The sequence below is a fragment of the Nocardia heshunensis genome (genome assembly GCF_054782115.1).
This window is the reverse complement of sequence record NZ_BAAGTC010000005.1, coordinates 254,638-271,614: the sequence shown is the minus strand read 5'-3', so window position 1 is coordinate 271,614 and position 16,977 is coordinate 254,638. Positions and strand designations below refer to the sequence as shown.

Annotated in this window: 16 protein-coding genes; 6 read left to right on the top strand and 10 right to left on the bottom strand. The window is 68.0% G+C overall.

All coding sequences use genetic code 11. The features are described 5' to 3' along the window. Positions 1-29: 29 nt before the first annotated feature. Both ACYVN4_RS19915 and ACYVN4_RS19910 read right to left on the bottom strand, forming a co-directional pair. Positions 30-890 carry an amidohydrolase family protein gene (locus ACYVN4_RS19915; protein ID WP_460723251.1) on the bottom strand — a complete coding sequence of 287 codons (861 nt, stop codon included), beginning with the start codon at positions 888-890 and terminating at the stop codon, positions 30-32. Positions 891-901: 11 nt separating this feature from the next. Further along, on the bottom strand, positions 902-1,678 hold the full coding sequence (locus ACYVN4_RS19910; RefSeq protein ID WP_460723249.1) for an SDR family NAD(P)-dependent oxidoreductase: 777 nt from the start codon (positions 1,676-1,678) through the stop codon (positions 902-904). 117 nt (positions 1,679-1,795) lie between these two features. On the opposite strand from ACYVN4_RS19910, the gene ACYVN4_RS19905 reads away from it, so the two are divergent. From ACYVN4_RS19905 to ACYVN4_RS19885, 5 genes are all read left to right on the top strand, one after another. After that, positions 1,796-2,338, top strand: coding sequence for a dihydrofolate reductase family protein (locus ACYVN4_RS19905; protein ID WP_460723247.1), 543 nt, complete (start codon positions 1,796-1,798; stop codon positions 2,336-2,338). A gap of 67 nt (positions 2,339-2,405) precedes the next feature. Further along, the gene (locus ACYVN4_RS19900; protein WP_460723245.1) at positions 2,406-4,235 is read left to right on the top strand and encodes a serine/threonine-protein kinase; all 1,830 of its coding nucleotides are present in this window, start codon (positions 2,406-2,408) and stop codon (positions 4,233-4,235) included. A 134-nt stretch (positions 4,236-4,369) separates the two neighbouring features. After that, positions 4,370-5,749, top strand: a complete 1,380-nt coding sequence (locus ACYVN4_RS19895) for a polysaccharide pyruvyl transferase family protein (RefSeq protein WP_460723243.1) — start codon at positions 4,370-4,372, stop codon at positions 5,747-5,749. Beyond that, on the top strand, positions 5,750-6,586 hold the full coding sequence (locus tag ACYVN4_RS19890) for a glycosyltransferase family 2 protein (RefSeq protein WP_460723241.1): 837 nt from the start codon (positions 5,750-5,752) through the stop codon (positions 6,584-6,586). 151 nt (positions 6,587-6,737) lie between these two features. Then, positions 6,738-8,189, top strand: a complete 1,452-nt coding sequence (locus ACYVN4_RS19885; protein ID WP_460723239.1) for an adenylate/guanylate cyclase domain-containing protein — start codon at positions 6,738-6,740, stop codon at positions 8,187-8,189. A 64-nt stretch (positions 8,190-8,253) separates the two neighbouring features. On the opposite strand, the gene ACYVN4_RS19880 is transcribed toward ACYVN4_RS19885, so the two are convergent. The 7 genes from ACYVN4_RS19880 to ACYVN4_RS19850 form a co-directional block, all read right to left on the bottom strand. Next, positions 8,254-8,880 (bottom strand): MspA family porin, encoded by a 627-nt coding sequence (locus tag ACYVN4_RS19880; protein ID WP_460723237.1) that lies wholly within the window; start codon positions 8,878-8,880, stop codon positions 8,254-8,256. A gap of 236 nt (positions 8,881-9,116) precedes the next feature. Beyond that, on the bottom strand, positions 9,117-10,214 hold the full coding sequence (locus ACYVN4_RS19875) for a class I SAM-dependent methyltransferase (RefSeq protein ID WP_460723235.1): 1,098 nt from the start codon (positions 10,212-10,214) through the stop codon (positions 9,117-9,119). Further along, positions 10,211-10,777, bottom strand: a complete 567-nt coding sequence (gene rfbC / locus ACYVN4_RS19870; RefSeq protein WP_460724044.1) for a dTDP-4-dehydrorhamnose 3,5-epimerase — start codon at positions 10,775-10,777, stop codon at positions 10,211-10,213. Before rfbC ends, ACYVN4_RS19875 begins: the two co-directional genes overlap by 4 nt. A gap of 5 nt (positions 10,778-10,782) precedes the next feature. Next, on the bottom strand, positions 10,783-11,811 hold the full coding sequence (locus tag ACYVN4_RS19865) for an NAD-dependent epimerase/dehydratase family protein (protein ID WP_460723233.1): 1,029 nt from the start codon (positions 11,809-11,811) through the stop codon (positions 10,783-10,785). 2 nt (positions 11,812-11,813) lie between these two features. Then, the gene (locus tag ACYVN4_RS19860) at positions 11,814-12,464 is read right to left on the bottom strand and encodes a PIG-L deacetylase family protein (RefSeq protein ID WP_460723231.1); all 651 of its coding nucleotides are present in this window, start codon (positions 12,462-12,464) and stop codon (positions 11,814-11,816) included. Then, positions 12,461-13,252, bottom strand: a complete 792-nt coding sequence (locus ACYVN4_RS19855) for a sugar phosphate nucleotidyltransferase (protein WP_460723229.1) — start codon at positions 13,250-13,252, stop codon at positions 12,461-12,463. Before ACYVN4_RS19855 ends, ACYVN4_RS19860 begins: the two co-directional genes overlap by 4 nt. Further along, positions 13,249-14,514, bottom strand: a complete 1,266-nt coding sequence (locus tag ACYVN4_RS19850) for a class I SAM-dependent methyltransferase (RefSeq protein ID WP_460723227.1) — start codon at positions 14,512-14,514, stop codon at positions 13,249-13,251. Before ACYVN4_RS19850 ends, ACYVN4_RS19855 begins: the two co-directional genes overlap by 4 nt. A gap of 519 nt (positions 14,515-15,033) precedes the next feature. Here ACYVN4_RS19850 and ACYVN4_RS19845 point away from each other — a divergent pair. Next, positions 15,034-16,530 carry a sugar transferase gene (locus tag ACYVN4_RS19845; RefSeq protein WP_460723225.1) on the top strand — a complete coding sequence of 499 codons (1,497 nt, stop codon included), beginning with the start codon at positions 15,034-15,036 and terminating at the stop codon, positions 16,528-16,530. Positions 16,531-16,535: 5 nt separating this feature from the next. Here the strand turns inward: ACYVN4_RS19845 and ACYVN4_RS19840 are convergent, their stop codons facing one another. Beyond that, positions 16,536-16,841, bottom strand: coding sequence for a hypothetical protein (locus ACYVN4_RS19840; RefSeq protein ID WP_460723223.1), 306 nt, complete (start codon positions 16,839-16,841; stop codon positions 16,536-16,538). Positions 16,842-16,977: the final 136 nt, after the last annotated feature.

Here is a 16,977-nt window from a genome sequence, read left to right as displayed (position 1 = left end):
GACCGGCACCCAGCCGGTCGCCGATGCGGCTACCCCAATCGATACGTGTCGATCGCGTTGGTGGAGTAGAAGAACTCCGCCTCCTGATCGGTGGCATCGGTGCCCACGATGTGGTCGATCGCCGACACCAACTCGGTGTAGGTCCCGGCCATGGAATCCACCGGCATGTTCGACGCGAACATCAACCGCCGCCACCCCCACAGCGACACACTGGATTCCAGCCAGTACTCCAGCGTCGGCCACGCCAGATCCGGGCAGATCAGCCCGAACCCCGACAGCTTGCACAGCCACTGGGTCTCCTTGGCCGCCAACGAGACCGCGTTGTGCCACACTGCCCGCTTCTCCGAGGAGCGGCCCTGCGGAAACCCGAGATGTTCGAGCACGACGCGCAATTGCGGATACCCCGCCAGGAAGTCGATCCAGTCGAGGATCTCCTCCGGCTTGGCCACCAGATCGAAGACACCGTCGCGTTCCTGCAGCCAGCTCGCGATGGTCTCGGCCGCAGGCGTATTCGGCGCCAGTCCCTCGAAAACCCGCACCCCGCGGAATCGTTCGGTGCGTGCCTGCTGTTCGAGATGGTCGAGCATCTCCGCCCGCGGCAGCCGCGCGTCGACCGCGCCGACGATCGCGAACGGCCGCGGGTCGGTCTCGGCAATGCCGTCCACCCAACGGGTTTCGTCCAGATACGCCTGTGGCGCGGTGGTCGCCGACACGTGCACGAGCCCGCCCACCTCGACCTCGCCCACCCCCCGATCGAAGTCCGCCAGGAGGAAATTGCGTGCGATCTCGGGTTTTCCGGCGTCGACGAACCGGGCCAGGCCCGGATACCAGGCGTGAGAGCCGGTGTCCCACAGGTGCATGTGGGCGTCGACGATGGGCACGGTGGGCATGTCTGCAACTCCTATTGCATGGTGATGCCGCCGCTGACGCTGATCAGCTGGCCGGTGACATAGCTGGCTTCCGGGCTTGCGAGCCATGCGATGAGGGAGGCTACTTCGTCCGGTCGACCGAGGCGTTTGAGGGGGATGGCTTTCTCGAGCGCGGCGAGCGTGTCACGATGATCGGCCATGGCGCGGGCGACCATTCGACCCTCGAGCGGACCGGGGCACACCACGTTGACGGTAATGCGGTGGCGGGCCACTTCGCGCGCCAGCGACTTGGCAAAACCGAACAGTCCGGATTTCGAGGCGGCGTAGACGGTTTCACCGGACGCCCCGGCGCGAGCGCCGTCGGAGGCGACGAACACGATGCGCGCGGACTCGACATCCAGCATGCCGGGCAGCAGCAGCTGGGTCAGCCGCATCGGCCCGCGCAGGTTCACCTGGAACATGAGATCCCAGGCCAGGGTTCCGCTGTCCAGGAACGGTTCCACCACCGCCACCCCGGCGCAGTGCACGACCGTCGACACCTGCCCGCCCACCGCCCGCACGGCCGCCTCGATGCTGTCCTCGCGGGTCAGATCCAGTTCCAGTGCGGCAGTGCGCACCCCGAGCTCCGCGCCGTACGCCGCCAGTTCCTGCGCGTAGTCCCGCGCGGATTCGGCGTCGACATCGGCGACCCACACCGGCTGCCCCGCCGCCACCAGCCGGCGCGCCACCGCCCGCCCGACATCCCCCGCCCCGCCGGTCACCAAAGCCCCACCGGCCCCGCCACCACCCACTGCCTCACCCTGTTCCACTGTGCTCGAATCCCTTCGGATTCCATGCATAGTCGGTCAGCGTGAAATACGCGACACAATGTCCGCGATTCGCCTGTCGGCCGATGATTTCGGCATGGATTGTCCGTCTGTTCAGGTATGACGAAAGTGCTGTGGCATATCACGATGTCGTTGGATGGGTTCATTGCGCCGGAGGATGATTCGGTGGAGTGGATGTTCGGGCATGGGGCGGCGGGGCCGCTCGGCGTCGAGACGATGGAGCGGACCGGGGCCGTGTTGTCCGGGCGACGCGGTTACGACCTGGGGAACAAGCCGGACGGTGGGGAACGGAAGACGTACGGCGGCATGTGGTCCGGTCCGGTGTTCGTGCTGACGCATCGGATCGAGGACGTGCCGGAGGATCCGGCCGTCACGTTCCTGTCGTGCGGGGTGGCCGAAGCGGTCGAGATCGCCGGGCAGGCGGCCGGGGATCGGGAAGTCGGGGTGTTCGGGGCGAATCTGGCGGGGCAGTGTCTGGCGAAGGGATTGATCGACGAGATCGTGGTGCACCTGGTGCCGGTGCTGCTCGGGCAGGGCGTGCGCTTGTTCGACGGCGATATGCGGGTGCGGCTGCGCAAGATTCGCTGCGATGATCCGGGGCAGATCACCGATCTACGGTTCGCCGTGGAGGGGGCCGGTTAACGGAACTACCGTCTCCGGGGATCTGCGTTACGGTGAGCGGCACCAGGACGTGGTCGGAGGGTAGGCAGTGGGGCGGACACTCGCGCAGGGGCAGGTATTCGCGGGGTACACCGTGGAACGGCTGCTGGGCGTGGGCGGAATGGGCGAGGTGTACCTCGCCCGGGACCGGGATCTGCCGCGGCCGGTCGCGTTGAAGCTGCTGGGCGTGGGGAAGGCCGACGATCCGGAGGTGCGCGCCCGGTTCCTGCGCGAGGCCGATACCGCGGCCCGGCTCTCGCACCCGAATATCGTTGCGGTGTATGCCCGCGGCGACGACGAGCACCGGCTGTGGATGTCCATGCAATACGTCGAGGGCACCGATGTGTCCGCGGTGCTGCGCGACGGGCCGCTCCGGGCGGATCACGCGGTGCGCATCATCGGCGAGACCGCGCGGGCACTCGATCACGCGCATCGGGCGGGCGTGCTGCACCGGGATGTGAAACCGGCGAACATCCTGCTGGAGTGGGGGCCGGATCAGCATGTGTACCTGGCGGACTTCGGGATCGCCAAGGCGGTGGACCACACCAGCGCGCTGACCCGCACCGGTGAGATGTACGCGAGCTTCCAGTACGCCGCGCCCGAACAGTTCGAGCTACGCACCGACGTCGATCAGCGCGCCGACGTGTACGCCCTGGGCTGCACGCTGTTTCACATGCTGACCGCGCAGCTGCCCTATCCGGGGGAGACCACGGCGCAACTGGTGGCCGCCCACCTGGGTGCGGAGATCCCACGGCCGAGTCGAATCAATCCGGCTGTGCCCGCCGCCTTCGACGATGTCATCCGCAACGCGCTGGCCAAGGATCGCGATCAGCGCTTCGGCAGCTGCGGCGAACTCGCGGTCGCGGCCGCGCGGGCCCTTACCGCCGCGCCTGGCACCGCGGGCCCGTGGGGGCGCGGCGAGACACCCGCCCGGCCGATCACCGGACCGATGAATCTCGCCGCACCCGCCTCGCACCCGGGCTTGAACCCCAGCGAATTCACCGGTGAGATCACCAGACCCAGCGTCCCCATCCAAACGGGTCTACCGAGCGGGCCCGGCACCCGGAGACCCGACATCGTGACCGGTCCGTCCGGTGTGCTGCCGACACAGATCAATTCCCAGCCGGGACAATTCGTATCTCAGCCGGGCCCGTCCGATGCGTCGGGGGGAAAGTTCACCACGCAGCCGGGCCAGATCGGCCCGCTGTGGCAGTACTTCTCGCAGCCGGACGTCCCCGCCGCGACGTTTCCGGGCCCGGCCGGTAGCGGACCCCATCCGGTGGATGCCGCGCCGGACCGGTTCACGCCGCCGAGCCCCGCCCCGGCCGCCCGGCCCCGCCGTCGGCGCACCGCGCTCATCGCGGCCTTCGTCACCCTGATCGTGGTCGCCGGCGGGCTCGGCATCGGATTCGGCACCGGCGCAATCAATCTCCGCTTCGGCGCCACCCCACAGCCGGGCGCCGCCGCACCGGGCAGCGGAAGCGCCCCCATCCCCGCGGACGCCTCCCAGGACGCCGCCACCAAGGCGGCCTGCGCCTACGGCGAACTGCTCAACACCTACGACTACAGCAACGGTGACGCCTGGCAGACCAAGGTCGAGGACGGCGCCACCGGCGCGTGGAAGAGCCAGGCGCAGACCTACCTACCGGTCCTGCGACTGCTGGTGGAATCCGGCACGCCCACCCGCTCACCCAGCGGCAAATGCACCGTGACGAGCGGCAGCGGCACCCACTACGAACTCAGCGGCGTCTTCGACCTGGTGGACACGGTCAACGGCAAGGACGCCAACCAGCGCACCCAGACCATTCCGATGGCCATGGATTACGTGGACGGCCACTGGCTGTGCAGCAAGATCTCCGTTCCGGGTCTGACGGGCTGAGCGCCGTCCTCGGATCAGTGTGTGAACGAACCGATTTCGCGTAGCGGGCGGTCCGCACTCGTGTAGCGCTCCCTGCTGGTCGTGCGATACATTCGCTCGGAATTGCTCGGGCCGCCCATCGGAAGGAATCGAGCGTGGGGAACTCTGGCGCGGGGGACGGTGCCGGGACAGTGCGAGTGCTCGTCGACAACGGCGAGTACGGACTCCGCAATCGCGGGGACATCGCGATGATGGTGATGACGGTCGAACGCCTGCGCGCATACTGGCCGCAGGCTCGCGTCGGCCTGCTCACCGACGCGCCACACCTGCTACGCGGGGTGGTGCCGCACGCCGAACCGGTGGTCGCGAACACCGGCGGGCATTGGGGCAGAAGCGGATTGGCGGGCCTGCTGGACGAGCAGGCCGGTATCCACCTGCTCGGCCCGGCCGCCACGCAATGGCGTGCCGCAACCGAGGTCCCAATGCGCCGTCTGCGCGGCGTCACGGACTGGGCGCGCAAGGAGGTGCGCCGGTTCGCCACCGCGGAACCCGAGCCCACCGCCCTGCCGCCGGTGCCCGGCGCGGTCGCCGACGCGGATCTGGTGCTCGCCCTGGGCGGCGGCTACCTGAACGACGGCAACCGCCACCAGGCGCACCGCACCCTCGAACTGCTGGAAGCCGCTCAGCGCCGGGGCATTCCGAATGTGCTGATCGGCCAGGGCCTGGGCCCGATGGGCGATCCGAGACTGCGGCGTCGCGCCGCGGAGGTGCTGCCGGGCGCGGACCTGATCGCCGTGCGCGAGCGCCGGAACGGGCCGCGTCTGCTGGCCGAACTCGGCGTGCCCGACGACCGGATCATGATCACCGGCGACGACGCGGTCGAATTCGCCTACCGGCTGCGCCGCCCCGGCATCGGCACCGATCTCGGTGTGTCCCTGCGCATCTCGGACAGCACCAAGGTGAGCGATTCGGCCCGCGACACCCTCGGCACGGTGCTGCGCCGCGAAGCCGCCGCCCTCGACAGCGCGCTGGCCCCGCTGATCGTCTCCGAACACGACGACGAGGACCGCCGCCACACCCTGCCGCTGGTGAGCGGCGCGGCCCGCACCCGGCCCGCCATCGGCCGCGCGGGCACCGCCCAGGAGGTGGTGCGGCAGGTCTCGCGCTGCCGGGTGCTGGTGACCAGCGCCTACCACCTCGCGGTATTCGCGCTCTCCCAGGGCATTCCGGCCGTCGCTGTAACGGCCTCCCAGTACTACGACGACAAATTCTATGGATTGGCTGACATGTTCGGCGCCGACGCCGACGCGGCCGGTCTGCGGATCGTGCACCTGGATGCGGACAACCTCGACACCGAATTGACACGGGCGATTCGGCAGTTGTGGGAATCCGCACCGGAATTGCGGGATACGCTGCAGCAGAGGGCAGTTGAGCAGATCGATGTCGGGCGCGCGGGTCTGGATCGGGTGTACGGGCTCGTGGCGGGAGGTGAGCGCCTGCCCGGCAAGATCGCCGAACCAGTTCAGGGGGCATGAATGAAGAACATCTCGGTGTGCGTCCCGGCCGACAACGCGGGGCCGACACTGGCCACGACACTACGCTCGCTCCTCGAGCAGGACACCGACGTCGAGGTGATCGTCCTCGACAATGCGAGCACCGACGACACCGCCGCCCTTACGCACGCCTTCGACGACCCCCGCGTGCACGTGCACCGCAATGTCGAAGCCCTGCCCGTCGGCGAGCACTGGAACAAGGCGGTCTCGCTGACCACCGGCCGCTTCGTGAAGGTCGTCTGCCCCGGTGACACCCTGCTCCCCGGGGCACTGGAGCGACAGCTGGAAGTCCTGGGCGACAACAGCATTGCGCTGTGCACCGCGAAATACCAGGTCCTCGATGCAAGCGGCCACGTGCGGCAGACCGATCTCGGCCTGCCCAACCTCCTGGGCCGCCGCGACGCCCGCGCCGTGCTCCGCGCCCTCGTCCAACGCGGCCCCGCCGACTTCGGCCCCACCGCCGCTACGGTCTTCCGCCGCCAGGACTTCGACCGCGTCGGCGGTTTCCGCGGCGACCCCGGCTACCCGATGAACGCAGACCTCATCGCCCGCCTCTGCCTCCTCGGTGCCTTCTACGGCATGCCCGAAACCCTCGCCGCCCACCGAGATCCCACCGCCGCGCCAACCGGCGACCCTCTCACCGCCCCCAAACTGACCGACCTGCTCCGCCTATACCACCGCCTCGCCGCCGAATACCCCCAATACGTAGGCCGCGCCACAGTCCTCAGCGGCGACCTCCGCCTCGCCCGCGCCGCCGCCGAACGAGTCAGCGTCCGCACCCTGACCACCGCCCTCCGCCGCCCCGCACCCCTGCACTGACCGGCAACAGGCCCATGACCACAAGGACTTTCGGGCCTGAACGGACCGAACAGACCGGGATCCCGACGGGGCGCGCACGCCGATGACCAGCGAGCCACGCGTCGAAACCTCCGGTGAGCCGGGAGCGGAGGCGACAAGGAGCCGCCGGAGTGTGCTGCTCCGTCCCGGGAGCGCGGTGCTCTGGCCCGGCTATGTAGGCAGCACTGCACTGTTGCGGATGCCTGCTGCCGTCGTGGTGATACGGCTGCTCGGCGGTCCGGAGTTCCGAGTGGTGGCGGCCTCCGTCGTGGTTGCGGTGGCGGCTGTCGCGGAGGTCGTGCTGACGGTGCTGGTGATTCGGCCGACCTGGCAATGGTTCACGGCCGCAGCCGAGCCGAATGCACGGCAACGGTTGCAGGCGATGCGGTTGCCTGCGCAGGTCGCCATGTTGCAGGCGCTCGCGTGGGCGGTGCTCGGGCTGGTGTTGGTTGTGCTGCAGCATGATTCGTCGTGGCGGATGCAGTATCTGATCGTAGTGGCCGCGGTGAGTGGTGGGGCCGTGTCCAGCCTGGCGAGTTACCTCGTGGGGGAGCGGATCATGCGGCCGATTCGGGCGGTGGCGTTGGCTGGGCAGCCGGCGCTGCCGGTGCCGCGGCACGGGGTCGCGAATCGAATGCTGGTCAGCTGGTTTCTGTTCGGGGCTTCCTCGTACATTCTGATCGTGGTGCTGGTGGTCGATCAGTATCTCGGATCGCACCTGATCGTTGTGCGGGATGTGCGTGGTCCGGTGCTCGCCGCAGCGGTGCTGGGGCTGTATGCGGGCGCGTTCGGCAGTACCTTGGCGGCGCGGTCCGTTTCGGACCCACTGCGTGAGGTCACCAAGGCGATGGCCGCCATCGCAGCGGGGCGGCTCAACACTCGGGTGGAGGTTTACGACACCGCCGAAACCGGAGTGCTGCAGGCCGGATTCAATGCCATGGCCGCAGCGGTCGAGGAGCGCGAGCGGCTGCACGATCTGTTCGGCAAGCATGTCGGGCGGGAGGTGGCCAGCCGGGCACTGCGTGACGACAGCGGGCTGACCGGTGAAGTGCGCACGGTCGCGGTGCTGTTCATCGATCTGGCCGGTTCGACGAGCTTCGCGGCCACCCACGAGCCGGAGTTGGTGGCGGGCATGCTCAACGACTTCTTCCGCCTCGTGGTCACCGCCGTGCACGAGTGCGGCGGCTTCATCAACAAGTTCGAAGGCGATGCGGCGCTGGCGATCTTCGGTGCGCCGGTCGGGCATCTGGATCCGGCGGGGGCGGCGCTGCGGGCGGCCCGGGAGCTGCGGTCAGCGCTCGACGAGGTGCCCGGCATGCTGGACTTCGGGATCGGTGTCGCGCACGGCCCGGTGTTCGCGGGCAATATCGGCGCGGAAGCACGGTATGAGTACACCGTGATCGGTGATGCGGTGAATCAGTCGGCGCGACTGTCGGATCTGGCCAAATCCCGGGCCGGGCGGGTGCTCGCCGCGACCGAGGCGGTGCTGGCCGCCGATTCGCAGGAAGCCCGGCGGTGGCGGGATGCGGACACCGTCACTCTCCGGGGGCGCAGTGCCCCAACCGTTCTCGCGGAACCTGCCTGAGCCGATCCGGTAGGCGCTGAGCGGGTCCGGCGGGCGCCTGAACGCGCCCGCGCGGACCCGATGCTCAGATGCTCGACAGCGGACCGTAGGCGACGACGGTATCGCCGCTGCCGCTCACCAGCCGCACGAACGGGCGGATGGTGGTGGTGCCCAGGACACCGGTCACGGTGCCGTGGAAGCCCGACATGGTGATGCAGCCGTCGGTGCCGGAGACGTCGCCACCGGCGGCGTCCACGGACTGGATGCCGGGACCGAAGCCGACATCGAGCTGAATGCCCAGGGTCGGAATGAGATTGAAGACGTCGGCCTGGGCGTGGTTGGCGCCGAGCTCGAGTTCCAGGCCCGGGGTCTGGTACTGGAAGGAGATCTTGCCCGACAGCGTTGCCGGATAGCCGACCTGGTAACCGATGGTGATGTGGCCGTTCCACGGGGTGTCGGCCGGGGCGTCGACGTGGAAGCACGCCTTGCCGTTGTGGAACCACTCCCGGGTGAGCGGATTGCCGTCCAGCGGCGGCACCCAATCGATCCTGGTATCCGCCGAGATGGCCTCGACGGTCCGCCCCTGCTGATCGACGATCTGGTTGGTGGCGTCTACCGCGGCGGCGCCGGTGCCACCGCTGAGCACGAGTCCGACGGTGCCGGCGGCGGCGACTGCCGCGGTGCGCGAAAGCGCGGTCTTGGTGTTGCGCATGATGAATCCCATTCCCTCATCAGGTGTTGCAGCGTATTGCCTACGCGTGTTTGATGATTCCCCAGTTGGTGCTGGAACGTGGGTATACGTCCCCCTCGGCCGATAATCGGCCCCACGCTGAGACTATCCCACTCGATTGTCCTGGGTGTGAGCGCAATCGCATGATCGCAATCACAGGCCGATGAATCCGCATACCCGGCTCGATCATGCGTGTGCCAGGTCAAATCTGCTGGCTCTCATAGTGATTCGGGCACGTCGATTATCCACCTCCCTTCGAGTTCGGGCCACCGCGCGGCGACCTCGGGCAATAGGTCCGGTAGCGTCAGCAGCACTCGATCCGGCTGCGCCGCAACGAGTTCGGCCGGTGACATGATCGGAATGTCGGTGCCCGGCATGCGGCGGCCCTGTTTACCGGGGGAGGCGTCCGCCACCCCGGCCAGCAGGCCCCGGTGCGCGCCCGCCAGATGCAGCAGCGCCACCGCCCGTGATGCCGCACCGTACGCGTAAACCCGGTGGCCGGAGGCGTTTTCGGACTCGAGCCAACTCCGCAGCGCCCGCGCCTGCCGATCCGCGGCCTCCTGCAGCCCGCGCACCACGGCCGGGTCGGCGACCGCGGCCTCGGTCGCGCGGATGCGCGCGATCACCGGATCGGATTCGGCGGGTGCGTGCACGGCCGCCACCAGCACGGTGCCGCCGTAGAGCCCGAACTCCCACGCGGTCACCGCCACCATCCCCGCCGAGCGCAACAGGGCTTGCAGCGCGTCGAGCGAGTAGTAGGCGAAATGTCCGTGCCGCAACGCATTCCACTGTCCGTGCCGCACGATGGCGTGTAACGAATGGAACTGCAGCAGCAGTACCCCGCCCGGCGCGGTGGCCGCCGCCCGCTGTGCGAAGGCCACCCGCTGATGGGGTTCGTGCATGATCCCGAAGCAGTCGATCACCACGTCGGCGGGCCGGGCGGTCGCGGTGTAGCCGCGCTCGGTCAGCAGCGGCAGCCAACTGCCGCCGTGCGGGCTGCCGAATTCGCGCACCGTGCCCTCGCCGGGCAGCCAGCCCGCCGCGGCCACCCGCGACACCGCGTCCGCGGCCTGGTCCCGCAGCGCCTGCGGCTCCACCCCGCGCGGTTCGGCGGTGACGGTGTCGTCCTGGGCGAGCTGCGCCAGCCCGCACATGGCGCACAGATCCATGGCCAGCGGATGCGTCGACTCGGTACCCGAATCAACCGATTTCAACGGCGGAAAGTGGTCCGCCGCAGGCATTTTCCCGAGGTCCAGCACCCGCACCAGCGGTCCCAGCCCGCAGCCGCGGCACCCGTACAGCGGTTCGCCGCTCATAAGGCGGAGGCCCCCAGCGCGGCGCGCAACTCGCGCCACGACCCCGCGCCCGCGTCCCGCGCCGACACCACGGTCACCGGCTGCGGCCAGGCGATGGCCAGCTCCGGATCGTCGTAGGCCACGCCCAGGTCCTCGGCCGGGTCGTGCGGGCGGTCGATGCGGTAGCAGACATCGGCGACCTCGGTCAGCGCCTGGAAGCCGTGCAGGAACCCCGGCGGGACGTAGAGATGCCGGAAATCGGTGTCGTCCAACAGGAATGCCTGCTGCACCCCGAAGGTCGGCGACTCCGGGCGGATGTCGACGAGCACATCGTGCACCGCGCCGTGCGCGCAGCGCACCAGCTTCGCCTCCCCGCGCCCCGACCGCCCGTGCATGCCGCGCACCACCCCGCGCCCGGAGCGCGACTGCGAATCCTGCACGAAGCTCGCGGACGTCCCGGGCGTGCCGAGGTGGGCGTCGAACTCCTCGGCGTCGAAGGTCCTGGTGAACAGGCCGCGGTCGTCACGATGCGGCTGCGGGGTCAGCAGCAGCACATCCGCGAGGTCGGTCGTCTCGATGCGCACCGAGGTCACGCCCCGGTCCCGAGGCGGCGCAGCTCGTCGTCGAGCACCCCGGCCTCCTTCAGCGACGTCAGGTGCGCCAGCCGGGTGAAGCGCTGGAAGAAGGCGTCGGCGGTGAGGTCGCGCGCGATGTACTCCTTGTACAGCTCGGCCGCGCCGTCGGGAATGCTCCACTGCGCCTCGAAGCCGAGTTCCTTTCGGGCGTAGGAGAAATCGACCCGATACGATCGCGGATCCGCGCCGCTCTCGCCGGTGATGAGCAACGTGGATTCCGGGACCGCGTCGACCACCGCCTGCGCGATCTGCGCCACGGTCAGATTGTTGGCTTCGGTGCCGATGTTGTACGCCCGGCAGTGAATCGCCTCGAGGGGAGCCTCCAGACAGGTGGCGAAGGCCGCCGCGATGTCCTGGGCGTGCACCAGCGGCCGCCACGGCGTGCCGTCGGAGAGCACCTTCACCTCGCCGGTGAGCACCGCGTAGCCGACCAGGTTGTTGAGCACGATGTCGGCGCGCAGCCGCGGCGAGAAGCCGAACGCGGTGGCATTGCGCAGCGAGACCGGGGAGAAGCCGGAGTCGGCGAGGGCGACGATATCGTCCTCGACCCGCACCTTGGATTCGGCGTAGGGGGTGAGCGGGCGCAGCGGCGCGCCCTCGGCCACCAGGCCGTCCCCGGCCGCCCCGTACACCGAACACGTGGAGGCGTAGAGGAATCGGCGCACCCCGGCCTGCTTGGCCAGCCGGGCCAGCCGCACCGAGGCGTGATGATTGATGTCGTAGGTGATCTCCGGGGCCAGCGCGCCGAGCGGATCGTTCGACAGCGCCGCCAGGTGCACGACCGCGTCGAATCCGGCCAGCTGCTCGGCGGTCACATCGCGCAGGTCCACGCTGATGGTCGGTGGCGCGGGCGGTGCGTCACCGAGCACGCATTCGGCGAAATAGCCGATGTCCAAACCGGTGACGTCGTGACCGGCCTGTTGCAGCCACGGCACCATGACGGTGCCCAGATACCCCTGATGCCCCGTGACGAGCACGCGCATGACTATGCACCTCCGAAAGTGATGGTGGCCTTGTCGAGCAGGAAGGCCTCGGCGTGGCGGGCACGGCACTGCACGCCGCGCAGCCGGGTCAGGGCCAGGAAGGACTCCTCGTCGAACCAGTCCCGATCCCGTTGGGATGGATAATGTTTCATCAGTAGCTCGGCCTTGCGCTGCGCGAGGTCGGTCGGCAGCGGGTGGAACACCGTGGGCTGCGGGGTGTCGGTCTCCCACTTGAGGATCTCGTAGCCGAGGATCAGGTGGTCGCGAAACACGGTGGGGGCCAACTCCGCCAGCAGTCGATGATCCTGGTGGGCGTCCCCGCGCTGGGTGCAGAACACCAGGTCCGCGGCGCTGCCGTCACGGAGTGCGGCAACGGCGTCCTTGACCCGGCCCCAGTGCGCGGGCGCGTAACCGTCCGGCACGTCGAGAATGCGCAGATCCAGTTCCGCTCCGGGGCAGAAGGATTCGAGCGCAGCCCGCTCCTCCGCGGCCCGCTCGGTGCCCGCGCCGGAGAGCACCAGCGCCCGGACCCGCAGTCCCGGAACGGTATTCGCCAGCGTGAGCAGTGTCCCGCCCATCCCGATGGCGAGATCATCGCAATGGGCGGCCAGCAGTGCGATCTCGGTGACCGCGGCGGTGTCGAGTCGGATCATGCGCCACGCACGCCGGTACGCTCCCACACCATCCAGGGCCGATCACCCTGCTGATAGCCGGAATCGAGCTCGGCGCGCTCCTTGAACGTGTCGGCGGGCTTCCAGAATCCGTGATGCTGATAGCCGAACAACCGGCCCTGCTCGGCCAGCGCGCCGCAGCCGTCGGCCACCAGGTCACCGCCGGGCGGAATGTGGTCGAAGATCTCCGGGGTCAGCACGAAATAGCCGCCGTTCATCCACAGCGGCAGCTCGGTGACCGGGGTGATGGTCTTGACCTCCCCGGCGGAGTTCACATTCACGCAGTGGAAGGTGGAGGCGGGCGGCACGATCATCATCGACGCCGCGGCCCCGGAGGTCTGGAACTTGCCGATCATCTCGTCGAGCGGGGCGTCGGTGAGCACGTCGGCGTAGTTGGCCAGGAAGTACGGCTCACCCTCGAGGTGGCCGCGCACCCGGCGCAACCGCTCACCGATGGGCGACTCCACCCCGGTGTCGACGAAGGTGATGGTCCAGTCGCTGATATCGGACTGCAGCAGTTCGACCTTGCCGTCGTGGATGACGAAGTCGTTGGACACCGACTCCTGATAGGTCAGGAAGAAATTCTTGATGTGGGTGGCCCCGTAGCCCAGGCACAGCACGAAGTCCTTGTGCCCGTAGTGCGCGTAGTAGCGCATGACGTGCCAGATCAGCGGGCGCGGGCCCACCATCTGCATGGGCTTGGGGATGGCGTCGTCGGTGCCGTTGCGCATCCGCATGCCGTAGCCGCCGCAGAACAGTACAACCTTCACTTCGCTTGCCTTTCCGCATGATCGGGTGCGGCGGCATCGTCGAACGTCGCATGGTGGAGGTGGGGGAGGGGATAGACCAGCTCGGTCCCCCGAGCGAGCAGATGGCTCAGCTGCGCGGTGATCTCGCGCTCCAGATTCCAGGGCAGCACCAGCACCACATCGGGGCGATCGGCGTCGATGCGCTCCGGTTCGTGTATCGGAATCCGGGTGCCGGGTGTGAATCGGCCGTGCTTGTAGGGATTGCGGTCGACGGTGTACTCGAGCAGGTCGGTGCGGATGCCGCAGTAGTTGAGCAGGGTATTGCCCTTGCCCGGTGCGCCGTAGCCGACCACGCGCTTGCCGGATGCCTTGGCCTCCAACAGGAATCGCAGCAGATCCTGGCGGACGCGTTCGGTGTCGGGGCGCAGGTCGAGATAGCCCGCCACCTCGTGCAGACCGGCGTCGGCCTCGAGCTTCAGTACCTCGGCCACACGCGCGGTCGGTGTGCCCACGCCTTCGGGGCGCGCCCAGACGCGCAGTGAACCGCCGTGGGTGCCGATCATCTCGCAGTCGACGACCTCGAGACCCGCGGTGGCGAGGGCGCGTTGCGCGGACAACAGTGTGTAGTACTGGAAGTGCTCGTGATAGATGGTGTCGAACTGAGCCAGCGCCACCAGGTTCAGCGCGTGGTGCACCTCGATGGACAGCCAGCCGTCGTCGGCCAGCAGGGTCCGCAGCGAGCGGGTGAAGCCGCGCAGATCGGGTATATGGGCGTATACATTGTTGGCCACCAACAGATTTGCTGGGCCGTGCTCGGCTCGCACGCGGGCTGCGAGCTCCTCGTCGAGGAAGGCGGTCTCGGTGGGGACGTCCTTGTCCCGTGCTGCCGCACCGACATTCACCGAGGGCTCGATGCCCAGGCAGGGCACGCCCGCGGCCACGGCGTGCTGCAGCAGGTAGCCGTCGTTGCTGGCCACCTCGACAATGAAACTGCTGTCGTTCAGATCGAGCCGGGTGATCGCGTCATCCAGGAAGAGTTTTGCATGCTGAACCCAGCTATCCGAAAATGACGAAAAATAGGCGTATTCCGTGAAGGTTTCTTCCGGAGTGATCAGGGCCGGAATCTGCAGCAGCAAGCAGTTTTCGCACAGGCGCAGATTCAGGGGATATGTCGGTTCCGGCAGGTCCAACTCCGCCGCGGTGAGAAACTTTTCGCACGGCGGTGTGGCACCCAGGTCGAGAACGGAGATCAAACTCCGCGAATCACATAGACGACATTCCACGAAACTTCCCCACCTTTCACCGAGCCCGGCTGCCCCTCGCAGCATCGGATGACCTGTGGTCGGCTCGGTCCGGCCTTACGTTACAACAGGATTGAGCGCCGCCACCGGGTCGATCCGGTGACGGATAGTGCCAAAACAACTGGATTTCTGCGACTCGCAGAACGGGGCGTCCGGTCGGCAACCGCTCGAGCCTTGCGGCACAAGGGTTTCGCCCAGCTCACACGGTGTGTCGCGGGTGCGCGACCTGCGATTTTGCGAATAGGGGAAAATTAGGGGGTTGAGGAGGCCGACCGGTTGCCTTCGAACCCGTTACTTTCCGGAAACGTTGAGCGCGTGCGGGATACAGCCTGAACGCCACCTCCGGTGTGTAACATTCGGCATCTGTCCGCCGAAAAACGCGGCGGTCAGATCGGTTGTCATGGCCATGAAAGCCCTTGGGAAACCGGCGTCTGCCCGTTCGTGGAACTGATCAGCGGGGATCGGAACCAAGTTCTCCCGTGGGGGAGGTGCGTTCGTTTCATGAGTTACCCCATTTCCGCCGGTCGTCCCGTGCGCGGGAACCGGACACCGAAGCCGGAGCCGCGTTCGGATCGTGAACGCTGGCAAGCGGATTACGCGCGTCGGTTATTTGTCAGCGACCTATTCGTGCTGGGAATTTGCGTCGCGGTTGCGCAATTTGTTCGGTTCGGCAGCACCGGCGCGGCGTCGCCACTGACCGCCCAGCTACCGATGGAAGTTCGCTACACCGTGGTGTCGGCGGTGCTGGTGCTGGCCTGGTCGGCCACGCTCACGCTCAGTGGTACCCGCTCGCCTCGGGTAATCGGCTGCGGTACAGAGGAATACCGGCGCGTGGTGGTGGCGTCACTGCGACTGTTCGGTGGCATCGCCATCGTGTCGCTGCTGCTGCGGATCGACATCGCCCGCGGATATCTGGCTATCGCATTGCCGCTGGGCATGGCCGGGTTGATGGCCGAACGGCGGCTGTGGCGACGCTGGGTGGCCACCCGCCGCGCCCACGGTGGCTATCGCATCGCCATGCTGGTGGTCGGCAGTCCCGCGGCGGCGCGCGCCATGGTGGCAGCCTTCTCTCGCGACCGTGACTCCGGCTACCAGGTGATCGGGGTGTGCACCCGGGACGAGGAGTCGGTCGCCGAACGCTTCCTGGAGGTAGGGGGTCGCGAAATCCCCATTGTCGCAAGCGATCACGGCGTGATCGACGCCGTGCGCCGCACCGGGGCCGACACCGTCGCGGTCACCGCCACCGACAACCTCGGACCCGCCGACTTCCGGCGCATGGCCTGGGAACTGGACGAGTTGGGCGCAGAACTCATCGTGACTCCCGGCCTCGTCGATATCGCGGGCACCCGCCTCACGCACCGCGTGGTCGCCGACATGCCCATGCTGCACGTCGAGAAGCCGCAATACGACAGCGCCAAATCCGTTCGCAAGGACGTCTTCGACTTCTGCTTCGCGTTGACCGCCCTGCTGGCCATCGCCCCCGCCCTGGCCCTGCTCGCCCTCACGGTCAAGCTCACCAGCCCCGGTCCCGTCCTCTATTCCTCCGAACGCATCGGCCGCGACGGCCGTCCGTTCCGCATGCTCAAGTTCCGCAGCATGTACGACGACACCGACACCCATCTCACCGCCCTCATCGAAGGCGACACCCTCGAGATCCGCGCCGACCCCCGAATCACCCCGGTAGGCAAGCTGATCCGCAAATACTCCCTCGACGAGCTGCCACAGTTCCTCAACGTCCTGCGCGGCGACATGAGCATCGTCGGCCCCCGCCCCCGCATCCAGCGCGAAGTCGACACCTACGACGGCGTAACCCGCCGCCGCCTCCTGGTGAAACCCGGCATCACCGGCCTCTGGCAAGTCCGCGGCCGCACCACCCCCACCCCCGAAGACGCCACCCGCCTCGACCTCTCCTACGTCGAAAACTGGTCCATGGTCCTGGATCTCCTCCTCATCGCCAAAACCATCGGCACCATCACCCGAGGCGAAACCGCCTACTGACCTCGTCAGTTCGCGTTCACCCCGTGGCGACGAATCACGCAGTCGACCGGGTTCGCAACATTCGCCCCATTCGGTGACTCAACCCCGTCGAAGATCGCATCCAGAACCTGGGCGCGATCGAGTGTGGCTCGGCAGCCATGAGTTTCCCGCGCACTGACGATCACCGCATGCAGCACAACAGCAAAGACCCGCCACCGCGGCACGCTCAACCACCACCCACACCCCTCCCACTCCCGCAGCCGCGCCTCGACCACCTCGAGAATGTCCTGAACAACCTGAATCTCGATCGAATCCGCATCATCGCAAGACATGTCGACCCCCGAAGATCCCTGCACCCCAACGGGAAACGGCCATCCCAACCGCAGTGAACACCGACCGCCGCGATCTCCGTACCGAACAGCTCGGTTCTCTACGCGGATCAGTGCAACACCACCACAACTCTGCGTT

What these genes read in the sequence shown, in the direction of transcription:
- ACYVN4_RS19880 (WP_460723237.1), bottom strand. Translation starts at nt 8,880, where the DNA reads ATGCGCAACACCAAGACCGCGCTTTCGCGCACCGCGGCAGTCGCCGCC.
- ACYVN4_RS19840 (WP_460723223.1), bottom strand. Translation starts at nt 16,841, where the DNA reads ATGTCTTGCGATGATGCGGATTCGATCGAGATTCAGGTTGTTCAGGAC.
- ACYVN4_RS19845 (WP_460723225.1), top strand. Translation starts at nt 15,034, where the DNA reads ATGAGTTACCCCATTTCCGCCGGTCGTCCCGTGCGCGGGAACCGGACA.
- ACYVN4_RS19890 (WP_460723241.1), top strand. Translation starts at nt 5,750, where the DNA reads ATGAAGAACATCTCGGTGTGCGTCCCGGCCGACAACGCGGGGCCGACA.
- ACYVN4_RS19865 (WP_460723233.1), bottom strand. Translation starts at nt 11,811, where the DNA reads ATGCGCGTGCTCGTCACGGGGCATCAGGGGTATCTGGGCACCGTCATG.
- ACYVN4_RS19860 (WP_460723231.1), bottom strand. Translation starts at nt 12,464, where the DNA reads ATGATCCGACTCGACACCGCCGCGGTCACCGAGATCGCACTGCTGGCC.
- ACYVN4_RS19905 (WP_460723247.1), top strand. Translation starts at nt 1,796, where the DNA reads ATGACGAAAGTGCTGTGGCATATCACGATGTCGTTGGATGGGTTCATT.
- ACYVN4_RS19875 (WP_460723235.1), bottom strand. Translation starts at nt 10,214, where the DNA reads ATGAGCGGCGAACCGCTGTACGGGTGCCGCGGCTGCGGGCTGGGACCG.
- ACYVN4_RS19915 (WP_460723251.1), bottom strand. Translation starts at nt 890, where the DNA reads ATGCCCACCGTGCCCATCGTCGACGCCCACATGCACCTGTGGGACACC.